This is a genomic window from Camelimonas sp. ID_303_24 (assembly GCF_053543495.1).
Genome location: NZ_JBLLJM010000002.1, coordinates 261,151 through 280,587 on the forward strand (window position 1 = coordinate 261,151; position 19,437 = coordinate 280,587).

The window sequence follows — 19,437 nt, forward strand, 5'->3', positions numbered from 1 at the left end:
GCGCGGCAAACGTCGTCGGGCTTGCATGGCCCGCGCCGGGAAAGCGCGGGCGGAAGGAGGTGATGTGGGCGGAAAGCCAGGGCGGCCCTCAGATGAACACCGCGCCGGTGTGGCGATGGAATTCGCGGATCTGGCTGAACACCGGCGTGTCGAACTCCGCCGGCAACGCCAGCTCGCCGGTCAGCCAGCTGAACACGTCGCGATCCTGCGCCTCAAGCAAGGCCTCGATGTCATCAAGGTCCCGGGCGTCGAGCGCATCGATGCGGGCGTCGGCGAACTGGCCAAGCAGCAGGTCCATCTCCCGGGTGCCGCGATGCCACGACCGGTAGAGGATGCGGCGGCGACGCTCATCCAGGCCGGCGCTGCTGCGCATGGTTCCGCTCATGACCGTCTCCCAAAATTTCCGCCGGACCATTCAGGCGGACGCGGCGCATCTCGCCGGGCCACCGCCTGGGCTATATAGTCCCGGCAGCGCGGCGTGTCAGCCACAAGCTGCCGGTGGTCTTGCTGCCGGTGATCTTGTTGCATGTGGTGTTGCGCCGACATTCGCATCCGTCTGATGCGGTCCAGGACCAGAACGCCAACTTCAACAGACCAGGCCCGCGCCAGGGGCCTGGCCGCCCGTCCGTCCAACTTCCAGGACAGCACAAGGATTTCATGCGCCCCTCCGTGCTCGACCCCCTGTTCGCGCCCATCACCACCCTGCCGGGCGTCGGGCCGCGCGTTGGCGCGCTGTTCGACCGGCTGCTCGGCGGCCCAGGCCAGCCGGCGCGCGTCATCGACCTGCTGTTTCACACGCCCGCCGGCGTCATTGACCGGCGCCATCGCCCGCGCATTGTCGACGCGCCGGTGGGAACGGTGGTGACGCTGGACGTGCGCGTCGCCTCCCATGCCGCGCCGCCGGCGCGCAGCGGCTCCCGCGCGCCCGCCCGCGTTGTGGTGGAGGATGACACCGGCGACGTGACCCTGGTGTTTTTCGGCGGCTCCCGGCAACGGCTGGAGGCGCAATTGCCGGTGGGCGAACGGCGCATCATCTCCGGCCGCATCGAGCTGTGGGACGGCCGCCGCCAGATGGCCCACCCGGACCTGATCCTGCGGCCGGAGGAGCTGGAAGGCGCCAGCCTGATCCAGCCGGTGTATCCGCTGACCGAGGGCCTGGGCGCGCGGCTGGTGCAAAAGGCCGCCGCCGCCGCGCTTGAGCGCCTGCCGGCAATGCCGGAGTGGCACGATCCGGACCTGCGGGGGGCGTTGCCGCCGTTCGCGGCGGCGCTGCAACTGGTGCATCAGCCCCAGGAGGTCTTCGCCGAACACGCCGAAGCGGGCGTTTCCGGAGAACCCGATCCGGCCCGCCGCCGGCTTGGCCTTGACGAGGTGCTGGCCACCCAGCTGGCGCTTGGCCTGATGCGCCAGAACCGGCGCAAGGCGCGCGGGCGGGCCCATGCGGGCGATGGCCGCCTGGTGCGGGCGCTATTGGCGCACATTCCCTTCGATCTCACCGGGGCGCAGAAAACCGCGCTGGACGAGATCTGGCGCGATCTGGCGGCGCCGGAGCGGATGCTGCGCCTGCTGCAGGGCGATGTTGGCTCCGGCAAGACCGTCGTTGCCTTGCTGGCCATGGCGCGGGTGGTGGAAAGCGGCCGCCAGGCGGCGCTGATGGCCCCGACGGAAATCCTCGCCCGTCAGCATTATGAGCGCATTGCTCCGCTGGCGGAGGCGGTCGGCATTCGCATTGGCGTCTTCACCGGGCGCGACAAGGCGGCGGCGCGGCGCAAGATCCTGGAACAGATGGCGGCGGGTGATGTCGATATCGTCGTTGGCACCCATGCGCTGTTCCAGGAAGCCATCGCCTTTCACGATCTGGGGCTGGCGGTGGTGGACGAGCAGCATCGTTTCGGCGTGCAACAACGCCTGGCGCTGGGCGAGAAGAGCCCCGACGCCGACATGCTGCTGATGACAGCCACGCCAATCCCGCGCACCCTGGTGCTGACCTTCTACGGCGACATGGAGGTGTCGCTGCTGAATGAGAAGCCGCCAGGCCGCACGCCGGTGACCACCCGCGCCGCGCCGCTGGAGCGGCTGGATGAAATCACCGCCGCCGTCGGCCGCGCCATCGGGAGCGGCGCCCGCGTTTACTGGATTTGCCCGCTGGTGGAGGAATCGGAGGCGCTGGACGTCGCCGCCGCCGAGGAGCGCCACGCCGTCCTGCGTGAGCGGCTGGGGCCGACGGTGGGGCTGCTGCACGGCAAGATGAGCGCCCGCGACAAGGACGCGGCGATGCAGCGCTTCGCCAGCGGGACCGACAATGTGCTGGTGGCGACCACCGTCGTGGAAGTGGGCGTCGACGTGCCTGAAGCGACAATCATGGTGATTGAGCACGCCGAGCGTTTCGGCCTCGCCCAGCTTCACCAGTTGCGCGGCCGCGTCGGCCGTGGCTCCGACGCCTCAAGCTGCGTGCTGCTGTATCGCGGCCCGCTTGGGCAGGTGGCGGAGGCGCGCCTGCGGATCATGCGCGAGACCGAGGACGGCTTCCGCATCGCCGAAGAGGATCTGAAATTGCGCGGCCAGGGCGAAATTCTTGGCACCCGCCAGTCAGGCGCGCCGGATTTCCGGTTTCTGCGTCCGGAGCACGATGTGGATCTGATCGCTTCGGCGCGCGATGAGGCGAAACTCATTCTCGCCCGCGACCCCGGCCTGACGGGCCCGCGCGGCCAAGCGTTGCGCCTGTTGCTGTACCTGTTCGGCCGCGACGAGGCGATCCGGCTGTTGCGCGCCGGCTGATTTACTGGCGGACAGGCGGCCCCGGCGCCTGCTCCTGTGCGCCGGCTGGCTCATCCTGCGCGCCGGCTGGCGCATGGGGATCGTCCACCATCGCCTGCGCGCGCCGCTGGTATTCCTCCGGCTGGATCAAACCTGCGGACATGACCAGCTTGGCCGCCTCATCCACCGAGATAGAAACCTCGACGATATCCTTGCGCGGCAAATAGAAAAAGAAACCTGTCGTCGGGTTTGGCGAGCACGGCAGAAACACGCCCACATAATCCGCCTCAGCGCCGCCGGGCAGCGGTCGCGCCATCTCGGCGGGCGGCGGCGACGACACAAAGACGATCGACCAGGTGCCCGGGGTCGGAAACTGCACCAGCGCCACCTTGCGGAACGATGTGCCGCCTGGCGAAAACGCCGTTTCGAAAATCTGCTTGATGCCGCGATACAGCCCGCTGACCACGGGCATGCGCTCCAGCAGGGTTTCGCTGGAGCTGACCAGGGTGCGTCCGACAAGGTTGGCGGTGAGGAAGCCGAGCAGCGTCAGCGCGATCAGCGCCACCACCAGACCAAACCCGGGCACCGAGACGCTGAAATAGGCGTCCGGCCAGTAACGGTCTGGCACGAATGGCTTCACCCAGCCGTCAATCGCCCCGACAATCCACCAGGTAATGTAAATCGTCAGCGCCAGCGGGCCGGCGACGATCAGCCCGGTGAGGAAGTAGTTCCGCAGCCGCGCCCGGGCCGAAATTAGCCGCCCCCGGGAGGCCGCGGCCGCGACGACCACCGGTGAAGGCGCTGGGGGAGCGCCAGAACGCTCCCCGTTGTCTTCAGGCGTTTCGGGTCCGCGCTGGCCGTGGGTCATTCAGGATATCCATGCCGGTTTCGTACGGCGTTTATCCCGTCATATGATCGGTTTATGGCGATTTGTTCACGCCATGGATCACAATTTCAGGCCGTCACTCCACCGTGACTGATTTGGCCAGGTTGCGTGGCTGGTCCACGTCCTTGCCCATGAAAACCGCCACATGATAGGCCAGCAGTTGGACTGGCGCCGCGTAAACAATCGGGGCCACGACCGGATCGATATCAGGCATGGTCAGCGCCGCCACATTGTCGAGCCCGGTCTGGCGCACGGCGTCGCCATCGCCGATCAGGATAATGCGTCCGCCGCGGGCCGCGACCTCCTGGATATTGGAGACGGTCTTGTCCATCAGTTCGTCGCGCGGCGCGATGACGATGACCGGCATGTCCTCGTCCACCAGAGCGATGGGGCCGTGCTTGAGTTCGCCAGCAGCGTAGCCCTCTGCGTGGATGTAGGAAATTTCCTTGAGCTTGAGCGCGCCTTCAAGGGCCAGCGGAAATGCCGGCCCGCGTCCCAGATAGAGCACGTCGCGGGCGCGGGAGAGATCGCGCGACATCAGCTCGATGTCGTGTTCCAGCTTCAGCGCCTCGGAGAATTGCCCGGGCAGCCCCATCATCAGATCAGCGATGCGCGCCTCGTCGGCCTCCGAGAGCACGCCGCGCTGGCGTCCGGCATAAACGGCCAGGGACAGCAATACGCTGAGCTGGCAGGTAAACGCCTTGGTCGAGGCAACCCCGATTTCCGGCCCGGCGAAGGTTTGCGCCACGGCGTCGCTCTCGCGGGCGATGGTCGAGGTGGGGACATTGACCACCGACAGGATGCTCTGGCCCTGGGATCTGGCGTAGCGCAGCGAGGCCAGGGTGTCAGCCGTTTCGCCCGACTGGGAAATGAACAGCGCCAGACCGCCCGGCGTCATGGGCGCCTCGCGATAGCGGAACTCCGAGGCGACATCGATATCGACCGGCAGCCGGGCCAGCCGCTCGAACCAGTAGCGGGCCACATAGCCCGCAAGATAGGCGGTGCCGCAGGCGCAGATGGTCAGGCGCTGCAGGCTGGCGAAATCAATGGCGCCCAGCTCCGGAAAACGGAAGCGGCTGGCGGAAGCATCAAGATAATGGGCGACGGTGCGGCCCACCACCTCGGGCTGCTCCCAGATCTCTTTCACCATGAAGTGGCGATAATTGCCCTTGTCGGCAACGAACGCGCCGGGAGCGAGACGCTGGCGCGGGCGCTCCACATGGAAACCGGCGGCGTCCCGGACCTCGGCGCCCGCGCGGGTGATGATGGCGTAGTCACCCTCGTCCAGGTAAAGCAGGTCATCGGTAAACGGCGCCAGGGCCAGGGCGTCGGAGCCGAGGAACATCTCGCCGTCGCCAAACCCCAGAGCCAGCGGCGCGCCATGGCGGGCGCCGATCATCAGATCGTCGTGGCCGGCGAACAGGAAGCCCAGCGCGAAAGCGCCGCGCAGGCGCGGAAGCACATTGGCCACGGCGCGCACCGGATCATGGCCGCGCTCAAGCTCGCGGCTGACCAGGCGGACCACCACTTCGGTGTCGGTTTCCGATTCGAAACGGACGCCATCGCCCGCCAGTTCGGCCCGGAGTTCGCGGAAATTCTCGATGATGCCGTTATGCACCAGCGCCACCCGCTCCGTGGCGTGGGGATGGGCATTGTCCTCGGTCGGCTTGCCATGGGTCGCCCAGCGGGTGTGGCCGATGCCGCTGGCGCCCGGCAGCGGCTGCTCGCGCAGGACGTTTTCCAGGTTGCGCAGCTTGCCGGCGGCCCGCCGCCGCTCCAGCGCGCCGTTGTGCAGGGTGGCGACGCCCGCCGAATCGTAGCCGCGGTATTCAAGCCGCTTCAGCGAGTCGACCAGGTCGGCGGCGACGTCATGCTTGCCCAGAATGCCGATGATGCCACACATGTCTCTGTTCACCTGAAAGCTTGAATGGCGATGCGTCTGATCGTCTGTTGCCGACGTTTGCCTCTGGCGCTCTTCGAAGCCGTCGTTCGCGACGACCGGACGAACCGGAATGCAAATGCAGGACGGGCGCCAGACGCGCCGAAGTTGCGATGCCTGGAGGAAACGGCGGCGTCAGACAAATCAAAAAACGTGACGGATTATGACGTTGGGTCAAAAGCCCCCGGCCGATGGCCGGTCGTCTACTTTTTGCGGCCGGCGTTTTTGGCCCGGAACCCGGCGGCCCAGCCAGGCTTTTCGACCTGGCGTCCCCGGGCGATCGCCAGGGCGTCCGGCGGCACATCGGCGGTGATGACCGAGCCCGTGCCGATATAGGCGCCGTCGCCCAGGGTCACCGGGGCCACGAGAGATGAGTTTGAGCCGACGAACGCGCCCTTGCCGACCACGGTTTTTGCTTTCCCGAAGCCGTCATAGTTGCAGAAGATCGTGCCGGCGCCGATGTTGGCGCCCTCGCCGACCACGCCGTCGCCCAGATACGCCAGATGGTTGGCCTTGGCGCCAGCGCCCATCACCGTGTTCTTGAGTTCGACGAAATTGCCGACGCGGGCTTTCGCGCCCACATCGGCGCCAGGGCGGAGCCGGGCGTAGGGGCCGATGTCGGCGCCTTCGCGGACGATGGCGCCTTCCAGATGCGAGAAGGCGTGGATGACAGCGCCCGCCTCCACCGTGACGCCAGGGCCGAACACCACATGCGGCTCCACGGTGACGTCGCGGCCGAGCCGCGTGTCGGCGCTGAAATAGACGCTGTCCGGATCCTGCAAGGTGGCGCCGCCGAGCATGGCGGCGCGCCGGAGCCGTCGCTGGATTTCCGCTTCCGCCACGGCGAGCTGGGCGCGGTCGTTGACGCCCATCACCTCGGATTCCGGCGCAACGGTCACGGCCGCCCGCAGGCCCAGGCCGCGGGCGATATCGACAGCGTCGGTGAGATAGAATTCGCCCTTGGCGTTGTTCGGCTCGATGCGTTCGAGAATGCTGAGGGCGTGGGCGCCGGACAACGCCATCAGGCCGGCGTTGCACAGGGTGATGGCGCGCTCGGCCTCGTCGGCGTCCTTCTCCTCGCGGATGGCCGCCAGATCATCGCCATGGCGAACAAGGCGGCCATAGCCGAAGGGGTTGGCGGCCTCGAAGCCCAGCACCGCCACGGCGACATTGCCGCCGAGCAGGCCATGCAGGCGCGCCAGGGTTTCCGGCTGGATCAGCGGCGTATCGCCAAACGCCACAACGATGTCAGCGTTGTCCGCTGCGATATCCGCGCGCGCCGCCAACACCGCATGGGCCGTGCCGAGCCGGTCGCGCTGTTCGCGCAGCGCGGCGCCCGGCGCAACCTTGCGAACCTCATCCGCCACGTCTGCCCGATCGGGCCCAATCACGGCGACGACATCGCGGGCTCCGGCGGCCTCCAGCGCATGCAGCACGTGGGAAACCATCGAGCGGCCGGCAATGCGATGCAGCACCTTGGGGAGCGATGATTGCATGCGGGTGCCCTCGCCGGCGGCGAGAACAATGGCGCGGAACGGGGCGCCGGCGTGGGACGCGGTCATGTACGGGCGATGCTCCGGTAACAGGCTGTGGCGAGGGGTATACCGTTCGCCAGGAAGAAGCGTCACAACAATTGTCCGCCTGCCTGGGAAGCTCCCGCGGCGGGCGTCCGGCGATGTGCGGGTGGGAATGGCCCATCCCCGACGGCGTCGGCGGCGGCGGCCTTCCTGGGGCCTGACGCCATCCCCACTAATAAATCATGATTCCCGTTACGAAAATCATCAGTTATCCGCCGCGTATCGCCGGAGGTCTCCCGCAGGCGCCAGATTTTATCCTGCGGACGCAAAGGTGAAAGCCGGCGGTGATTGGCGCATGGGGGCGCGGAATGGGGACAAACCAGTTCGCCGTCACGGTATTTCCCGCAGGGGCCTTTTATCGAACATGGGCCTGTGACAGAGCTGCTTCAGGTAAACCATGGGATTCTATCTGGTTTCCCGTCTTGAAACCGCCGCTTTTCGCCGCATGGTCCGCTGTGGTGCGCAGCTTTGCCGCCATGACCTATGTCCATTGCAAGAAGCTGGCGATAAGTCATAATTTTCCTTGTCCGCGCCTCAACCGGGCGGCGCGGCGCTTTAACGCTGGTTCATGATGAGCATGATCAACCGCAGGCAACTGATGTGGTCTGGCGCAATCGCAGCGCTCGCGGCGTCGTCCCGGGGCAGCGACGCCCAGACGGCGGACGCCAGCCGTCCGCGTGCGGGGGGCGGCGATGCTGAGGGAAGCTTCGAGCCAGGTCATGTGGTTGATCTGGCCCGGCAACTGGCCATGCGGCCCTTCACCCCGCCGCCACTCGATCTGCCTGACCAACTCGCAAACCTGACTTATGACCAGTATGTCGGCATTCGCGCCAGGCCCGAAGGCCTGCTGTGGTCGGGCCAGCAGCGTGGTTTTGTCGTCGAGCCCCTGCCGCGCGGCGCCCTGTTCAAGGATCACGTGGTGCTCTACGTGGTCGCGGATGGTCAGGTGCAGCGGGCGCCTTACAAATCAGCGAATTATGATTTCGGCGCGTTGCCGGCGCCTCCCGATGGCAAGGATATCGGGTTTTCTGGTTTCCGGATTTTTGCCGGCAACGACGAGCGCCCGGTCCAGATGGCGATTTTTCAGGGCGCCACCTTCTATCGCGCCATGGCGCGGGGGCAGAATCTCGGGACGGTGGCGCGCACGCTGACCCTGCGGCCTGGCGAGATCAAGGGTGAGGAGATCCCGGTCTTCCGCGCCTTCTGGCTTGAGCAGCCGGCGCTGGCCGCTGAGACGCTGGTGATTCACGCTTTGCTTGAATCCGAAAGCGTCACGGCCGCCGTCAGATATACGGTGCGCCCCGGCGACATGACCATTGTCGACGTCGAGGTCACCATGTTCACCCGCGTCGCCATTGACCACGTGGGCTGGGGCGGCCATGCGGGCACCTTCCTGTTTGGGCCGGCCAGCCAGCGTAATGTGGATGACGTGCGCGCGGCGGTGTTCGAGCTCAACGGCCTGCAGGTCAGCAACGGCCGCGGCGAATGGCTGTGGCGGCCTGTGGTCAACCCGCAGCAGTTGCAGGTGTCGGCGTTTGTCGATTCCAACCCGAAGGGATTTGGGTTGCTGCAGCGCGAGCGCAGCTTCGCCGCTTTCCAGGACGACAGCCAGCGTTTCGACCGGCGTCCCAGCGTCTGGGTGGAGCCCCTGTCGGACTGGGGCGAGGGCTCGGTGCAACTGATCGAAATTCCGACCGAGTCGGACGTCAATGACAACATCATCGCCTACTGGCGGCCAAAGGCGCCGCTGGCGGCTGGCGCTGAAGCGACCTACGCCTACCGGCAATACTGGTGCTGGAGCATTCCGGAGCCGCCGCCGCTGGCGCGCGTCAGCCTGACCCGCACCGGCAAGGGGCGCGGCGGTCGCCGGCGCCGGTTTCTGGTGGAATTCGTCGGCGACGCCCTGGCCGATCCCGGCCGGCTGGCGGAGCTGAAGCCGGCGCTTGGCGCCGGCAAGGGCGCGACAATCACGAACCTGAAGTTGTGGCCCTACCCCGAGCGCAAGGTGATGCGGGTGGCTTTTGAGCTTGATCCGGGTGATGAGCCGCTCGCCGAACTGCGTCTCGTGCTTGAGGCGGCAGGCAAGCCTTTGAGTGAGACATGGCTGTACAGATGGACCGCGTAGAAACTTTTGAAGAAAACGCGGCCTCGCTGGCGCCGGCTGACCAGTTGCGGGATCCAGGCGCGCCCGGCGCGTTGCCGCCGGAAAACCGGCTGGAGATGCCGACGCAATCCCTGCGCCGCTGGCGGCGACGCGATGGGCGCCGCTCCGTGCGCGGGGTTGGCCCTGGCGCTGGGGGGTGGGTTGCCCGCTTCGTGGTGTTCATTGGCGCGCTCGCCCTGACGCTGTATGGCGCGCGCGAGATGTATGAGGTGGTGTCGGTCAGCCGCACGACCTGGCTGCAATGGGCGTTGCTGGCGCTGTTCACCATCAATTTTTCCTGGATCGCCATCGCCTTCACCAGCGCCGTCGTCGGCTTCGTCGCCCTGCTGTTTCGCTCGCGCAAGGCGTTGGCCCCGGTCAGCGGGCTGACCACCCGCACCGCAGTTGTGATGCCGGTCTATAACGAGGAAACATCCCGCACCTTCGCCGCTCTGTTCTCGATGCGCGAGAGCATCGAGGCGACCGGCCGCGGCGACGCCTTCGATTATTTCATCCTGTCGGACACGACCAACCCGGATGTCTGGGTCGCCGAGGAGCGGGCGTTTCTCGCCCTGCGAGAGCAGATGGGCCCCGGCGCGCGGCTCTATTACCGCCGCCGGCAGAAGAATACCCACCGCAAGGCTGGCAATATCGCAGATTTCGTGACCCGCTGGGGCGGCGCCTACGACCACATGCTGGTGCTGGACGCCGACAGCCTGATGACCGGCGATTGCATCGTCCGCCTTGCTGCGGCGATGGAGGCAGATCCGGATTCGGGCATCATCCAGACCCTGCCTCTGATCATCAATCGCAATACCCTGTTCGCGCGGCTGCAGCAGTTCGCCGCCCGGGTCTACGGCCCGGTCATCGCCACCGGCCTGTCGGTGTGGATGGGCAAGGACGGCAATTACTGGGGCCACAACGCCATTATCCGCACCCGGGCCTTCGCCGCCCATTGTGGCCTGCCCGACCTTTCCGGAAAGCCGCCTTTCGGCGGCCATATCCTCAGCCACGACTTTGTCGAGGCGGCGCTGATCCGCCGCGCCGGCTGGACCGTCTACATGCTGCCGCACCTCGGCGGCAGCTATGAGGAAAGCCCGCCGTCGCTGATCGACCTGGCGACCCGCGACCGCCGCTGGTGCCAGGGCAATCTGCAGCACGCCCGCGTCATTGGCTCGGCCGGGCTGAAATGGGCGACGCGGCAACACTTCGCCACCGGCATCTTCTCATATCTGGCCTCGCCGTTGTGGCTGCTGCAGCTGGTCATCGGCATCATCCTGGTGCTGCAGAGCCGCTATGTGCGGCCTGAGTATTTCAGTCAGGAATTCTCGCTGTTTCCCGCCTGGCCGCGCTTCGACCCCGAGCGCGCCCTGGCGCTGTTCGTGCTGACCATGGCGATTCTGCTGGCGCCGAAACTCTTCGGCCTCATCCTGACCCTCATCAATGGCCAGGACCGCCGCGACGGCGGCGGCGCCATCCGCATCATCATCTCGACCCTGTTCGAGACCATCATGTCCGCCCTGCTCGCCCCCATCATGATGGTGATCCAGTCCGGCGCCGTGATGCAGATACTGTTTGGCCGCGACACCGGCTGGAACCCGCAGCGGCGCGACGATGGCTCCATTGCTTTCGGCGACATCGTCAGGCGGCACTGGCAGCATATGGCGCTTGGCGTGATTGCCGGCCTCACCGCCTTCCTGATCGCCACCTCGCTGGCCCTGTGGATGTCGCCGACCATTGTCGGCCTGTTGCTGGCGATCCCGATCTCGTGGATGAGCGGCAAAAAGTCCATCGGCCTGTTCCTGAAGCGCATCGGCCTGTTGCTGACGCCGGAAGAGGTCGCGCCGCCGCCAGTTGTGACCCGCGCCAACGGGCTACAGGAAACCTTCGCGGCGCGCGGCTTTGACGAAGACGACGCCTTTGACGTCATGCGCCGCGCGCCGGAGTTCCGCCAGGCTCATATCGCCATGCTGCCGCCCCGTCCGGTTCGCAAACGCGGCCAGGTTGATCCCGAGCAGGTGCTGGCCGAAGCCAAGCTGGCGGATGCCGAGACCGTGGCCGACGCGCGCAGCTGGCTGTCGCAGCGCGAACGCATCGCCGTGCTCAACGACCCCCTGCTACTGGCCAAACTGGAGCGGCTGAAGCCGGCTGCATGAAGCGGCGCACGGCATTGCGCGCTGCCTGAACAATTGCGCGGGGCGCCATGGAATTGGCGCCGCGCCCCGCCACCCTGGCCATTGCATTTGAGTCGAATGCAACCAGACCCACAGGCTGGGCGGACCTGAGCGCCATGCGCCTGGTCGCGCCAGGCTGCAGCTGGAGCAAAGTATGAAAGCGATATTCGGAGCAATCTTTGGAGCGGCGCTCGCCATGGGCCTTGGCGCCGCCCAGGCCGCGCCCGCGCCGGTTGGTTCTGTTGTGGCGTCCGGCATTGGTCTGCCGGTCGCGCAGGCGCAGTACCACCATCACCACCATCACCGCCGCCATTATCACCGGCCGCCGCCGCATCATCGCCACTACCACCGGCCGCCGCGCCATCATCACCGCCATTATGGCCCGCCGCCGCACGCGCGCGGCCATCACCACGGCCATCATCACCATCACCGCCGCTGGTGATCAGCTTCAGCCCCGCCCCACCGGCGGGGCTTTCGTTTGCGACCGCTCCGGCGGGCGAAAGCCTCTGCTAACCATGGTTGCGGGAAGATCGCCGGGCGTCTTGCGCCTCACGCCCCCGTGACAGGGCGGTTTACGCTTCGTTTGCCGACGCGGCGATAACCAGATGTCATGAGCAATGATCTCCGCGCTTTTCCCCGCCCCGACCGGCGCCCCGCCGTTCCGGCGTTCGACCCGCACTTCGCGCCGTCGAAGTCGTTTGACGACGCGCTGTTTGGCGACATGCGCCAGCGAATGTCGCCCCGTCGCCCCGTCGGGCTGCCCCGGCCAGATGTTAACCAGCATCGCCAGGGCGCGGAAAACCCATTACGGTAAGCGGGCTGCCCGCCAACCGTCTGACTGTCCCCGGCGGCATGGATTTGCCCGTATTGGTTGGGGACTGCGCCGCTGGGCGGTTGACCGCAACGCTATCTGCGCATATCACCGCGATCGTGAGAGCGCGTAGCTCAGCCGGTAGAGCAACTGACTTTTAATCAGTAGGTCCAGGGTTCGAATCCCTGCGCGCTCACCACCAACGCCATGATGTTGCAGGTTTCTCCGGCTGCTGCACATCCTGAAAGTGGCGTCTGGTTTAAAAACCCCTTTTCTCCCATCCGCCGACCAGCCGATTTCAGCCCATCTGTTTTCGCGCTTTTGCATTGCGGCGCTGGTGATCCGGTGGGCGTTCTTGTCGCGCGCGCCGCCATCCGCATCAGGCTTTAACGCCTTTCCCATCCGCTGCCCGTCGCCATCGGCCAGTGCCGCAACCGGACCTTTCGTCCGGCCATCTGGCGCCCATAAAAACGCCCCGGCCTGCCTTCAGCCGGGGCGTGATATATGCCTTCGGAGAGCGCGGCTTCCGGAAAGCCGGAAGCTGCCATTCTCGCAGGGCTTGCCGTTAGCCGGCGCTGGTGGATTGCGGAACGTGCGCCTCGCCGAAAATCTGGCGCGCCTTGCGCGCGACCTGCTCTGCCTCTTCGGCATAGGGCAACGCCAGCCGGTCGTAGACGCTCCGGACGGTGCGGCTTGTCACTTTCCGGCCCTTGCCCTGGTAAAAGATCGAGCGGTTGGCTTTTGCCGCGCGGGGAAACACCCGCGCCGCCGGCGCCTGGGGCTTCGCTGTGGCCAGGGTGGCGAGTTTCGCCGCCTTCTGCACGCCAAGAAAGTGCGCGGCGTACAGGTCCGTGTCGGTTGCCTCGCGCTCCAGGCTGGCTTTCAGGTAGCCGGCGTCCCGCTTCAGCATTTCGGCGGCCATGGCGGCGGCGAAATCAGGATTCTTGCGCAACCCGAGGATACAGGCGCGGCGCGCGCCGTTCCCCACTTCACCCGCCGGGCTGATCATGGCGGCTTCACGCGCCAGGCCATGTCTGGCGCCAAACTCGCGCACGGCGGCAAGCCAGGTGCTGTCGATAAACTGATACAGGCCCGTCGCGCTCGACGTGCGCGCCCTGGCTTCTGGTTTGAACGCTGACTCCCGGTGAGCGACAGCAATCAGCAACTTCAGGTCCACGCCCGTGCCGGCGCTGGCCTTGACGATGCTCATGGCCACGTTGGCCGGAAGGTTCAGGTTGCCAGAACTGATGGTCTCCGGCTTGCAAATTTCGCGCAGAACCGTCAGAGGCGCCATGCGCTCTTCGGCCGGAATCGGGATCAGCGCCGGCGTGACCGCCCGGGTCGACGCGGGGATCATGATCGCTGACAAGGTAAATCCGGCCAGGACGGATGTCATGCCAAAAGGAACCCCGGACATGACGCGCCTGACGGCGTCATATCCGGGAATACGTCGGTTGAGAATTTTCACAATATTTCCTTTCAAGAAATTATTCCTAATATACGACGGTGAATATAGTTATAAAATTATGGCAATTTCTTGATTACATGATTTTACTTCCTGGCTGGAAGAATTTTCGGGCGCAATGGCGACAGGCGCTATCCCCAGGCCGGGCAATTTGCCGGAAGCCGGCCCCTTTTTCGGCCCACTGCTTTAATGTGTGGCCTCGGGAATCAGCCGCCGCTATCCCAGGCGCGGGGAGAGAACGATGCGCATCACCACCTGGAACGTGAATTCTGTCCGGCAGCGCCTGGACCACCTGGAGCAGTTTCTGCAAACGGCGGCTCCTGACGTGCTCTGCCTCCAGGAAATCAAATGCATGGACGAGGCGTTTCCGGCGGCGCGCATCGAGGCCCTGGGCTACAACGTGGCGGTGCATGGCCAGAAGACCTTCAACGGCGTCGCCCTGCTCTCACGGTTTCCGCTGGAGGATGTGCGTCGCGGTCTGCCCGGAGACGAAAGCGACGTTCAGGCGCGCTACATCGAGGCGGTGATTTCCGTGAATGGCGGGGCCGTGCGGGTGGCGTCGATCTATCTGCCCAACGGCAATCCCTTGGGCACGGAGAAATTCCCATACAAGCTGGCGTGGATGGAGCGGCTGCGGCGTCATATGGCGGCCTCTGTCGCCGCCGAGGAGATCGCGGTTTTCGCTGGCGACTACAATGTCATTCCCGAGCCGCGCGACGCCAGGGATCCGGCGGCGTGGACTGGCGACGCCCTGTTCCAGCCGGAAAGCCGCGCGCTCTATCAGGGATTCCAGAACCTCGGCCTGACGGACGCCCTGCGCGCCTGTAACGACAGCGCCGGCCTTTATACATTCTGGGACTATCAGGCGGGAGCTTTCCAGCGCGATTTCGGCATCCGCATTGACCATGCCCTGCTGACGCCCCGGGCCGCCGACCTGCTGCGCGACGCCACCATCCACAAGGAAACCCGGGCCTGGCAAAAGCCATCGGACCATGCGCCATTGTCGGTTGATCTGGAGATCGCGCCCCGCCCGGCGTAGAGCGCTTTCCGGCCGGACGGGGTCGTCTGGTCGATCAGAATCCGCTCAAAACCGGGGAAACTGGAGCAATCCCGGATCAATGCAGGTGGGAAACTGCTCCGGGGGCCGCGCCCGATGGCGGCTTGTGGGAGCGATGGAAGGCCCTGCGCCCGCCTCCGCTGTTCCGACGCCCTGACGGGACGAAAACCATCGTGCGCCGGGATTGCCGCGTCCCACGCCTTCATGTCCGGAGCTGTTTCAGAAAATGGGGCCTGGCAACCGGGCGGTTGTCAGTTCTTGCCGCCGCGCTGTTCGATATAGGCCTGGGCCGTGGCCTGGGCGGCGTCGCGATCCCGCTCGGGGGCAAGGGCGATGGCCTGGTCATACATCTCGATGATCCAGGCGTCTTTTTGCGGGTCGGCGCCATTGCGGGCGATGGTCAGCCACATCAGGCCGCGCGAGGTTTGCCGCGTGACGTTGCCCTGGCCGGTGAGCAGCAGATGGCCCAGCAGCGCCTGCGACGGCGCGTGGTTTTTTTCCGCGGCCAGATGTAGCCAGCGGGCGGCCAGCTGGGCATCGCGGGCGCCGCCCTGGCCGGCGAGGCACAGGCGGGCGAGATTGTACTGGGCGTCGGGGTCGCCATAGTAGCTGGCGGCGTGATGGAACATTTCCCGGGCCCGGCGCTCGTCCTTCTGCACGTAGGAGCCAGCGATTCCGTCCAGATAATAGCCGCCAAGCGCGACATAGGCGCTGGAGACAAAACGCGCCACGGCCCGTCGCGAATTGTCCTCGGAACCCTCAACAACCCTGGAGAAGTACTCGAAGGCCTTCAGATCGTCGTGGGGCACGCCGTCGCCTTCGGCGTACATCCGGCCGAGTTTCCATTGCGCCGGCGAATGCCCGCGCGTCGCCGCGTATTCCAGCGCCTGCACGGCGCTGGCCTTGTCGCCGGAATAATAGTCGCGGATGCCGGTGCGGAAGGCGTCCCGCTCGGAGCGAAACTTCACCACAGGGCCGCCTGGGGCCGCGCCGGAAGCTGCGGCGGCGAACGGCGACGCCAGGGCGCCGCCGGCAAATGGCCTGGCGCCTGGGGCGATGCGATCCGCATCGGGACCGCTGTCGTCACTGGCCTGGCCCAGATTGGCGATGGCGAGCGGCGCGGGAGCGCCAGGGGGCGGGATATCGGCGGCAAGCGCCTGGCCGCCGAGCAAAAGGGCCGTTCCAAGACAAATGATATGACAGTAGTCAGAAACGGCCATGTCTCACACCCCGGCGCATGTGCGCCGCACGAAATGATGCAGGCGCCGTTGCGCCCTGCCCGGGCATGCCGCGTGGTCGCAACATGCCAGATCTTCATCAACAGCGGGTTGCGCCGGCACGCGGACGCAAGGTCCTGTCATTGCGTCCCGACCCAAACCACCCAATCAACACCAGCCACCCTGGCGTCAGCAGCCAATCTGCGCGACCGACCCGGCAGGATCACAATACACAGCGTATGCAGCTTGCCAATTCGGCGACATAACGCGCATCTGTTGGTTCCTGCTGGAATCCATCTGCAAAAAACCAAGCACAATCATGTTCTTGCAGGTGGTGTATTCTTCTGATTCATTTATGGCGGCTTGGGGGCGCCGGTTTGCCGAAGTGCGGGCATGCGCAGGTTCCGGATGCACGTTGTATAAAGGGCACATCGCTACGGCGGCGGATCCGTCATTCGGCGGCTTTGAAGCGCCCGGCGCGCAACAAAACGGAGCGCAACAAAAAAGGCCCCCGGCGAACCGGAGGCCTGAAATATGCTGACGGTGATACTGACCTCAGGTGAGGCGCGCCAGTGCCTCCGCAAGGCGAACCCGACGCTCCGCGGCTTCGGCCAGACGCTCCTTCTGTTCCTCCACCACCTCTTCCGGCGCGCGCGCCAGAAAATCGGCGTTGGAGAGCTTGCCCTCGATCTTGCGGATCTCACCGGCAAGCTTGTCGATTTCCTTGGTCAGGCGCGCCCGTTCGGCGTCGAAGTCGATGACGCCTTCCAGCGGCAGCGCGGCGGTTTCGCCACGCACCAGCAACTGGATGGCGCGACCGGAGACGGCGTCGGCGAAGCTGATCTCTGAAACGCGGGCCAGACGGCGGATGGTGTCGCCCCAGACGCCAACGGCGCCGCGGGTGGCGTCTGACGCGCCGACCAGCACGAGGGGAATCTGCGCGCCTGCCGGAACGTTGGTTTCCGAACGTGCGGAACGGATGCCGGAGATCAGTTCGACAACCCAGCCAAGCTCCGATTCTGCCGCGGTCGCATTCACCGCCGGGTCCACCGGCCACGGGGCCAGCGCCAGCACGCCATCGCGGCCGCCGGCCGCATCCGCCGTCACGCCCCACAGCTCCTCGGTGAGGAACGGCATGAACGGGTGCAGGATCTTGCAGATCTGGTCGAGCACATAGCTGACGACCGCCCGCACTTCCTGCTTCGCCGGGCCGTCTGCGCCCTGGAGCACTGGCTTGGCCAGCTCCAGATACCAGTCACAGAACACGTTCCAGACAAAGCGGTAGGCGGCGTTGGCGGCGTCGTTGAAGCGGAACGCCTCCAGCGCCAGCGTCACCTCGTTGATCGCCTTGCCGGCCTCGCCCAGCACCCAGAGATTCAGTGGCTCGCGCACGCTGTCCGGCCGGAAGGCGGCGTCGCGGACGCAGCCGTTCATCTCGGCGAAGCGGGCGGCGTTCCAGAGCTTGCTGGCGAAGTTGCGATAGCCTTCCACCCGCTGGGTGGAGAGCTTGATGTCGCGGCCCTGGGCCGCCATGGCGGCCAGGGTGAAGCGCAGGGCGTCCGTGCCGAAACGGTCCATCAGTTCGAGCGGATCGATGACGTTGCCCTTGGACTTCGACATCTTCGCGCCCTTCTCGTCGCGGACGAGCGCATGCAGATAGACGTGGCGGAACGGAACCTCGTCGGTGGCGAAAAGACCAAGCATCATCATCCGGGCGACCCAGAAGAAGATGATGTCGAAGCCAGTGACCAGGGTGGTCGTCGGATAGAACCGCTTCAGCTCCGCCGTGTCATCCGGCCAGCCCAACGTCGAGAATGGCCACAGGCCAGACGAGAACCAGGTGTCGAGCACGTCCTCGTCGCGCACCAGGAACCCGGCGGCGGCTGCCGGATCAGCCGCCCACGCCTCGGCCTGGGCCGGATCGAGCACGCCGCGCTCCACCGCCGCCGCCAGGGCCGCCGGCAGCACGTCCTCAAAGCTTTCGCCAACGTAGACTTCGCCGTCAGGCGTGTACCAGGCTGGAATCTGGTGTCCCCACCAGAGCTGGCGGGAGATGCACCACGGCTCGATGTTCTCAAGCCACTGGAAGAAGGTTTTCTCCCAATTCCCTGGAATAAAACGGGTTTCCCCTTCTCGCACCTTGTCCAGTGCGCGCTCGGCCAGCGGCTTGACGTTGACGTACCACTGGTCGGTCAGGAACGGCTCGATCACCACGCCGGAGCGGTCGCCGTGCGGCACCATATGGACGTGCGGCTCGATGGCGGCCAGCAGGCCGCGCGCATCCATCATGGCGACGATGGCCTTGCGGGCCTCGAACCGGTCCTGGCCGTGCAGCGCCAGAGTGGCGTCGAGGTCGTCGCCCTCTGCTTCCTCAAGGAACGCGGCGTTGTGCTTCAGGTCCAGCCGGCCTTCGGAATCGAACACATTGATGAGGCGCAGATCATGGCGGCGGCCGACTTCGAAGTCGTTGAAATCGTGGGCCGGAGTGATCTTGACCGCGCCAGTGCCCTTTTCCGGATCCGAATAGCTGTCGGCGACGATCGGGATCAGACGGCCGACCAGCGGCAGCTCAACCATGCGGCCGATCAGGTCGGCGTAGCGCTCGTCGTCCGGGTTCACGGCGACGGCGACGTCGCCGAGCATGGTTTCGGGGCGCGTGGTGGCGACCGTGATGAAGCGCTCCGGCTCGGCGGCGAGCGGATAGCGGAAATGCCAGAGATTGCCCTTTGTCTCGACCTGCATCACCTCAAGGTCGGAGATGGCGGTCTGGAACCTTGGATCCCAGTTCACCAGGCGCTTGTCGCGATAGATGAAACCCTGGCGGTGCAGTTCAACGAACACCTTCACGACGGCGCGGGACAGGCCCTCGTCCATGGTGAAGCGCTCGCGCGACCAGTCGCAGGAGGCGCCAAGGCGCTTGAGCTGGTTGATGATGGTGGAGCCGGACTGGGCCTTCCACTCCCACACCTTCTTCAGAAACGCCTCGCGGCCGAGGTCGCGGCGTCCAGGCTCGCCGCGCTCGGCCAGCTGGCGCTCCACCACCATCTGGGTGGCGATGCCGGCGTGGTCCATGCCGGGCTGCCACAGCACGTCCTTGCCGCGCATGCGCTCAAAGCGGCAGAGTACGTCTTGCAGGGTATTGTTGAGGGCATGGCCCATGTGCAGCGAGCCGGTGACATTCGGCGGCGGAATGACGATGCAATACGGCTCCGCGTCCGCCCGCTCCGGCCGGCCGGCGCGAAAAGCGCCCGCCTGTTCCCACAGGCCGGCAATACGCGCCTCGACGGCGGCAGGCTCAAATGTCTTGTCCATGTCGCGACTTTACCATCAATGCTCGCGCCATCCGGCTGCAGCCGGATCTGACGCTTTACGGATACCTGATGCGTTTCCCATAAACGCAGGTTTGGGGAA

Annotated in this window: 12 protein-coding genes and 1 tRNA gene; 5 read left to right on the plus strand and 8 right to left on the minus strand. The window is 66.0% G+C overall.

The genetic code is table 11. From position 1 onward, the window contains the following. Positions 1 to 88 precede the first annotated feature (88 nt). Positions 89 to 385, minus strand: coding sequence for an FAD assembly factor SdhE (locus ACERNI_RS01695; RefSeq protein ID WP_132009506.1), 297 nt, complete (start codon positions 383 to 385; stop codon positions 89 to 91). A gap of 272 nt (positions 386 to 657) precedes the next feature. Here ACERNI_RS01695 and recG point away from each other — a divergent pair, with 272 nt between their 5' ends. After that, on the plus strand, positions 658 to 2,778 hold the full coding sequence (gene recG / locus ACERNI_RS01700) for an ATP-dependent DNA helicase RecG (protein ID WP_448831533.1): 2,121 nt from the start codon (positions 658 to 660) through the stop codon (positions 2,776 to 2,778). 1 nt (position 2,779) lies between these two features. On the opposite strand, the gene ACERNI_RS01705 is transcribed toward recG, so the two are convergent. From ACERNI_RS01705 to glmU, 3 genes are all read right to left on the minus strand, one after another. Beyond that, positions 2,780 to 3,625 (minus strand): DUF502 domain-containing protein, encoded by an 846-nt coding sequence (locus ACERNI_RS01705; protein WP_448831534.1) that lies wholly within the window; start codon positions 3,623 to 3,625, stop codon positions 2,780 to 2,782. A 94-nt stretch (positions 3,626 to 3,719) separates the two neighbouring features. Then, positions 3,720 to 5,546 carry a glutamine--fructose-6-phosphate transaminase (isomerizing) gene (glmS, locus tag ACERNI_RS01710; RefSeq protein ID WP_448831535.1) on the minus strand — a complete coding sequence of 609 codons (1,827 nt, stop codon included), beginning with the start codon at positions 5,544 to 5,546 and terminating at the stop codon, positions 3,720 to 3,722. Positions 5,547 to 5,785: 239 nt separating this feature from the next. Continuing rightward, a complete protein-coding gene (gene glmU / locus ACERNI_RS01715; protein ID WP_448831536.1) occupies positions 5,786 to 7,144 on the minus strand; it encodes a bifunctional UDP-N-acetylglucosamine diphosphorylase/glucosamine-1-phosphate N-acetyltransferase GlmU in 1,359 nt (452 codons plus the stop codon). Positions 7,145 to 7,736: 592 nt separating this feature from the next. On the opposite strand from glmU, the gene ACERNI_RS01720 reads away from it, so the two are divergent. Both ACERNI_RS01720 and mdoH read left to right on the plus strand, forming a co-directional pair. Then, positions 7,737 to 9,284 carry a glucan biosynthesis protein gene (locus tag ACERNI_RS01720; RefSeq protein WP_448831537.1) on the plus strand — a complete coding sequence of 516 codons (1,548 nt, stop codon included), beginning with the start codon at positions 7,737 to 7,739 and terminating at the stop codon, positions 9,282 to 9,284. After that, positions 9,260 to 11,458 carry a glucans biosynthesis glucosyltransferase MdoH gene (gene mdoH / locus ACERNI_RS01725; protein WP_448831538.1) on the plus strand — a complete coding sequence of 733 codons (2,199 nt, stop codon included), beginning with the start codon at positions 9,260 to 9,262 and terminating at the stop codon, positions 11,456 to 11,458. Before ACERNI_RS01720 ends, mdoH begins: the two co-directional genes overlap by 25 nt. On the opposite strand, the gene ACERNI_RS01730 is transcribed toward mdoH, so the two are convergent. Then, complete coding sequence (locus tag ACERNI_RS01730; RefSeq protein WP_448831539.1) at positions 11,406 to 11,897, minus strand: hypothetical protein; 492 nt, start codon at positions 11,895 to 11,897, stop codon at positions 11,406 to 11,408. The two genes, mdoH and ACERNI_RS01730, sit on opposite strands and share 53 nt — an antisense overlap. A gap of 513 nt (positions 11,898 to 12,410) precedes the next feature. Here ACERNI_RS01730 and ACERNI_RS01735 point away from each other — a divergent pair. After that, positions 12,411 to 12,486 (plus strand) — tRNA-Lys (locus ACERNI_RS01735). A 366-nt stretch (positions 12,487 to 12,852) separates the two neighbouring features. Here ACERNI_RS01735 and ACERNI_RS01740 read toward each other — a convergent pair. Next, complete coding sequence (locus ACERNI_RS01740) at positions 12,853 to 13,656, minus strand: transglycosylase SLT domain-containing protein (protein WP_448831540.1); 804 nt, start codon at positions 13,654 to 13,656, stop codon at positions 12,853 to 12,855. A 337-nt stretch (positions 13,657 to 13,993) separates the two neighbouring features. On the opposite strand from ACERNI_RS01740, the gene xth reads away from it, so the two are divergent. Next, positions 13,994 to 14,791 carry an exodeoxyribonuclease III gene (gene xth / locus ACERNI_RS01745; RefSeq protein WP_448831541.1) on the plus strand — a complete coding sequence of 266 codons (798 nt, stop codon included), beginning with the start codon at positions 13,994 to 13,996 and terminating at the stop codon, positions 14,789 to 14,791. Between the two features lie 269 nt (positions 14,792 to 15,060). Here the strand turns inward: xth and ACERNI_RS01750 are convergent, their stop codons facing one another. Both ACERNI_RS01750 and ACERNI_RS01755 read right to left on the minus strand, forming a co-directional pair. After that, positions 15,061 to 15,867 carry a tetratricopeptide repeat protein gene (locus ACERNI_RS01750; protein WP_448831796.1) on the minus strand — a complete coding sequence of 269 codons (807 nt, stop codon included), beginning with the start codon at positions 15,865 to 15,867 and terminating at the stop codon, positions 15,061 to 15,063. A gap of 714 nt (positions 15,868 to 16,581) precedes the next feature. Further along, positions 16,582 to 19,338, minus strand: coding sequence for a valine--tRNA ligase (locus ACERNI_RS01755; RefSeq protein ID WP_448831542.1), 2,757 nt, complete (start codon positions 19,336 to 19,338; stop codon positions 16,582 to 16,584). Positions 19,339 to 19,437 lie beyond the last annotated feature (99 nt).

Bases quoted from the DNA above. Each gene is read 5' to 3' on its own strand.
- glmU (WP_448831536.1), bottom strand. From the start codon at position 7,144: ATGACCGCGTCCCACGCCGGCGCCCCGTTCCGCGCCATTGTTCTCGCC.
- ACERNI_RS01755 (WP_448831542.1), bottom strand. From the start codon at position 19,338: ATGGACAAGACATTTGAGCCTGCCGCCGTCGAGGCGCGTATTGCCGGC.
- ACERNI_RS01705 (WP_448831534.1), bottom strand. From the start codon at position 3,625: ATGACCCACGGCCAGCGCGGACCCGAAACGCCTGAAGACAACGGGGAG.
- glmS (WP_448831535.1), bottom strand. From the start codon at position 5,546: ATGTGTGGCATCATCGGCATTCTGGGCAAGCATGACGTCGCCGCCGAC.
- mdoH (WP_448831538.1), top strand. From the start codon at position 9,260: ATGGCTGTACAGATGGACCGCGTAGAAACTTTTGAAGAAAACGCGGCC.
- recG (WP_448831533.1), top strand. From the start codon at position 658: ATGCGCCCCTCCGTGCTCGACCCCCTGTTCGCGCCCATCACCACCCTG.
- ACERNI_RS01695 (WP_132009506.1), bottom strand. From the start codon at position 385: ATGAGCGGAACCATGCGCAGCAGCGCCGGCCTGGATGAGCGTCGCCGC.
- xth (WP_448831541.1), top strand. From the start codon at position 13,994: ATGCGCATCACCACCTGGAACGTGAATTCTGTCCGGCAGCGCCTGGAC.
- ACERNI_RS01720 (WP_448831537.1), top strand. From the start codon at position 7,737: ATGATCAACCGCAGGCAACTGATGTGGTCTGGCGCAATCGCAGCGCTC.
- ACERNI_RS01730 (WP_448831539.1), bottom strand. From the start codon at position 11,897: ATGATGGCCGTGGTGATGGCCGCGCGCGTGCGGCGGCGGGCCATAATG.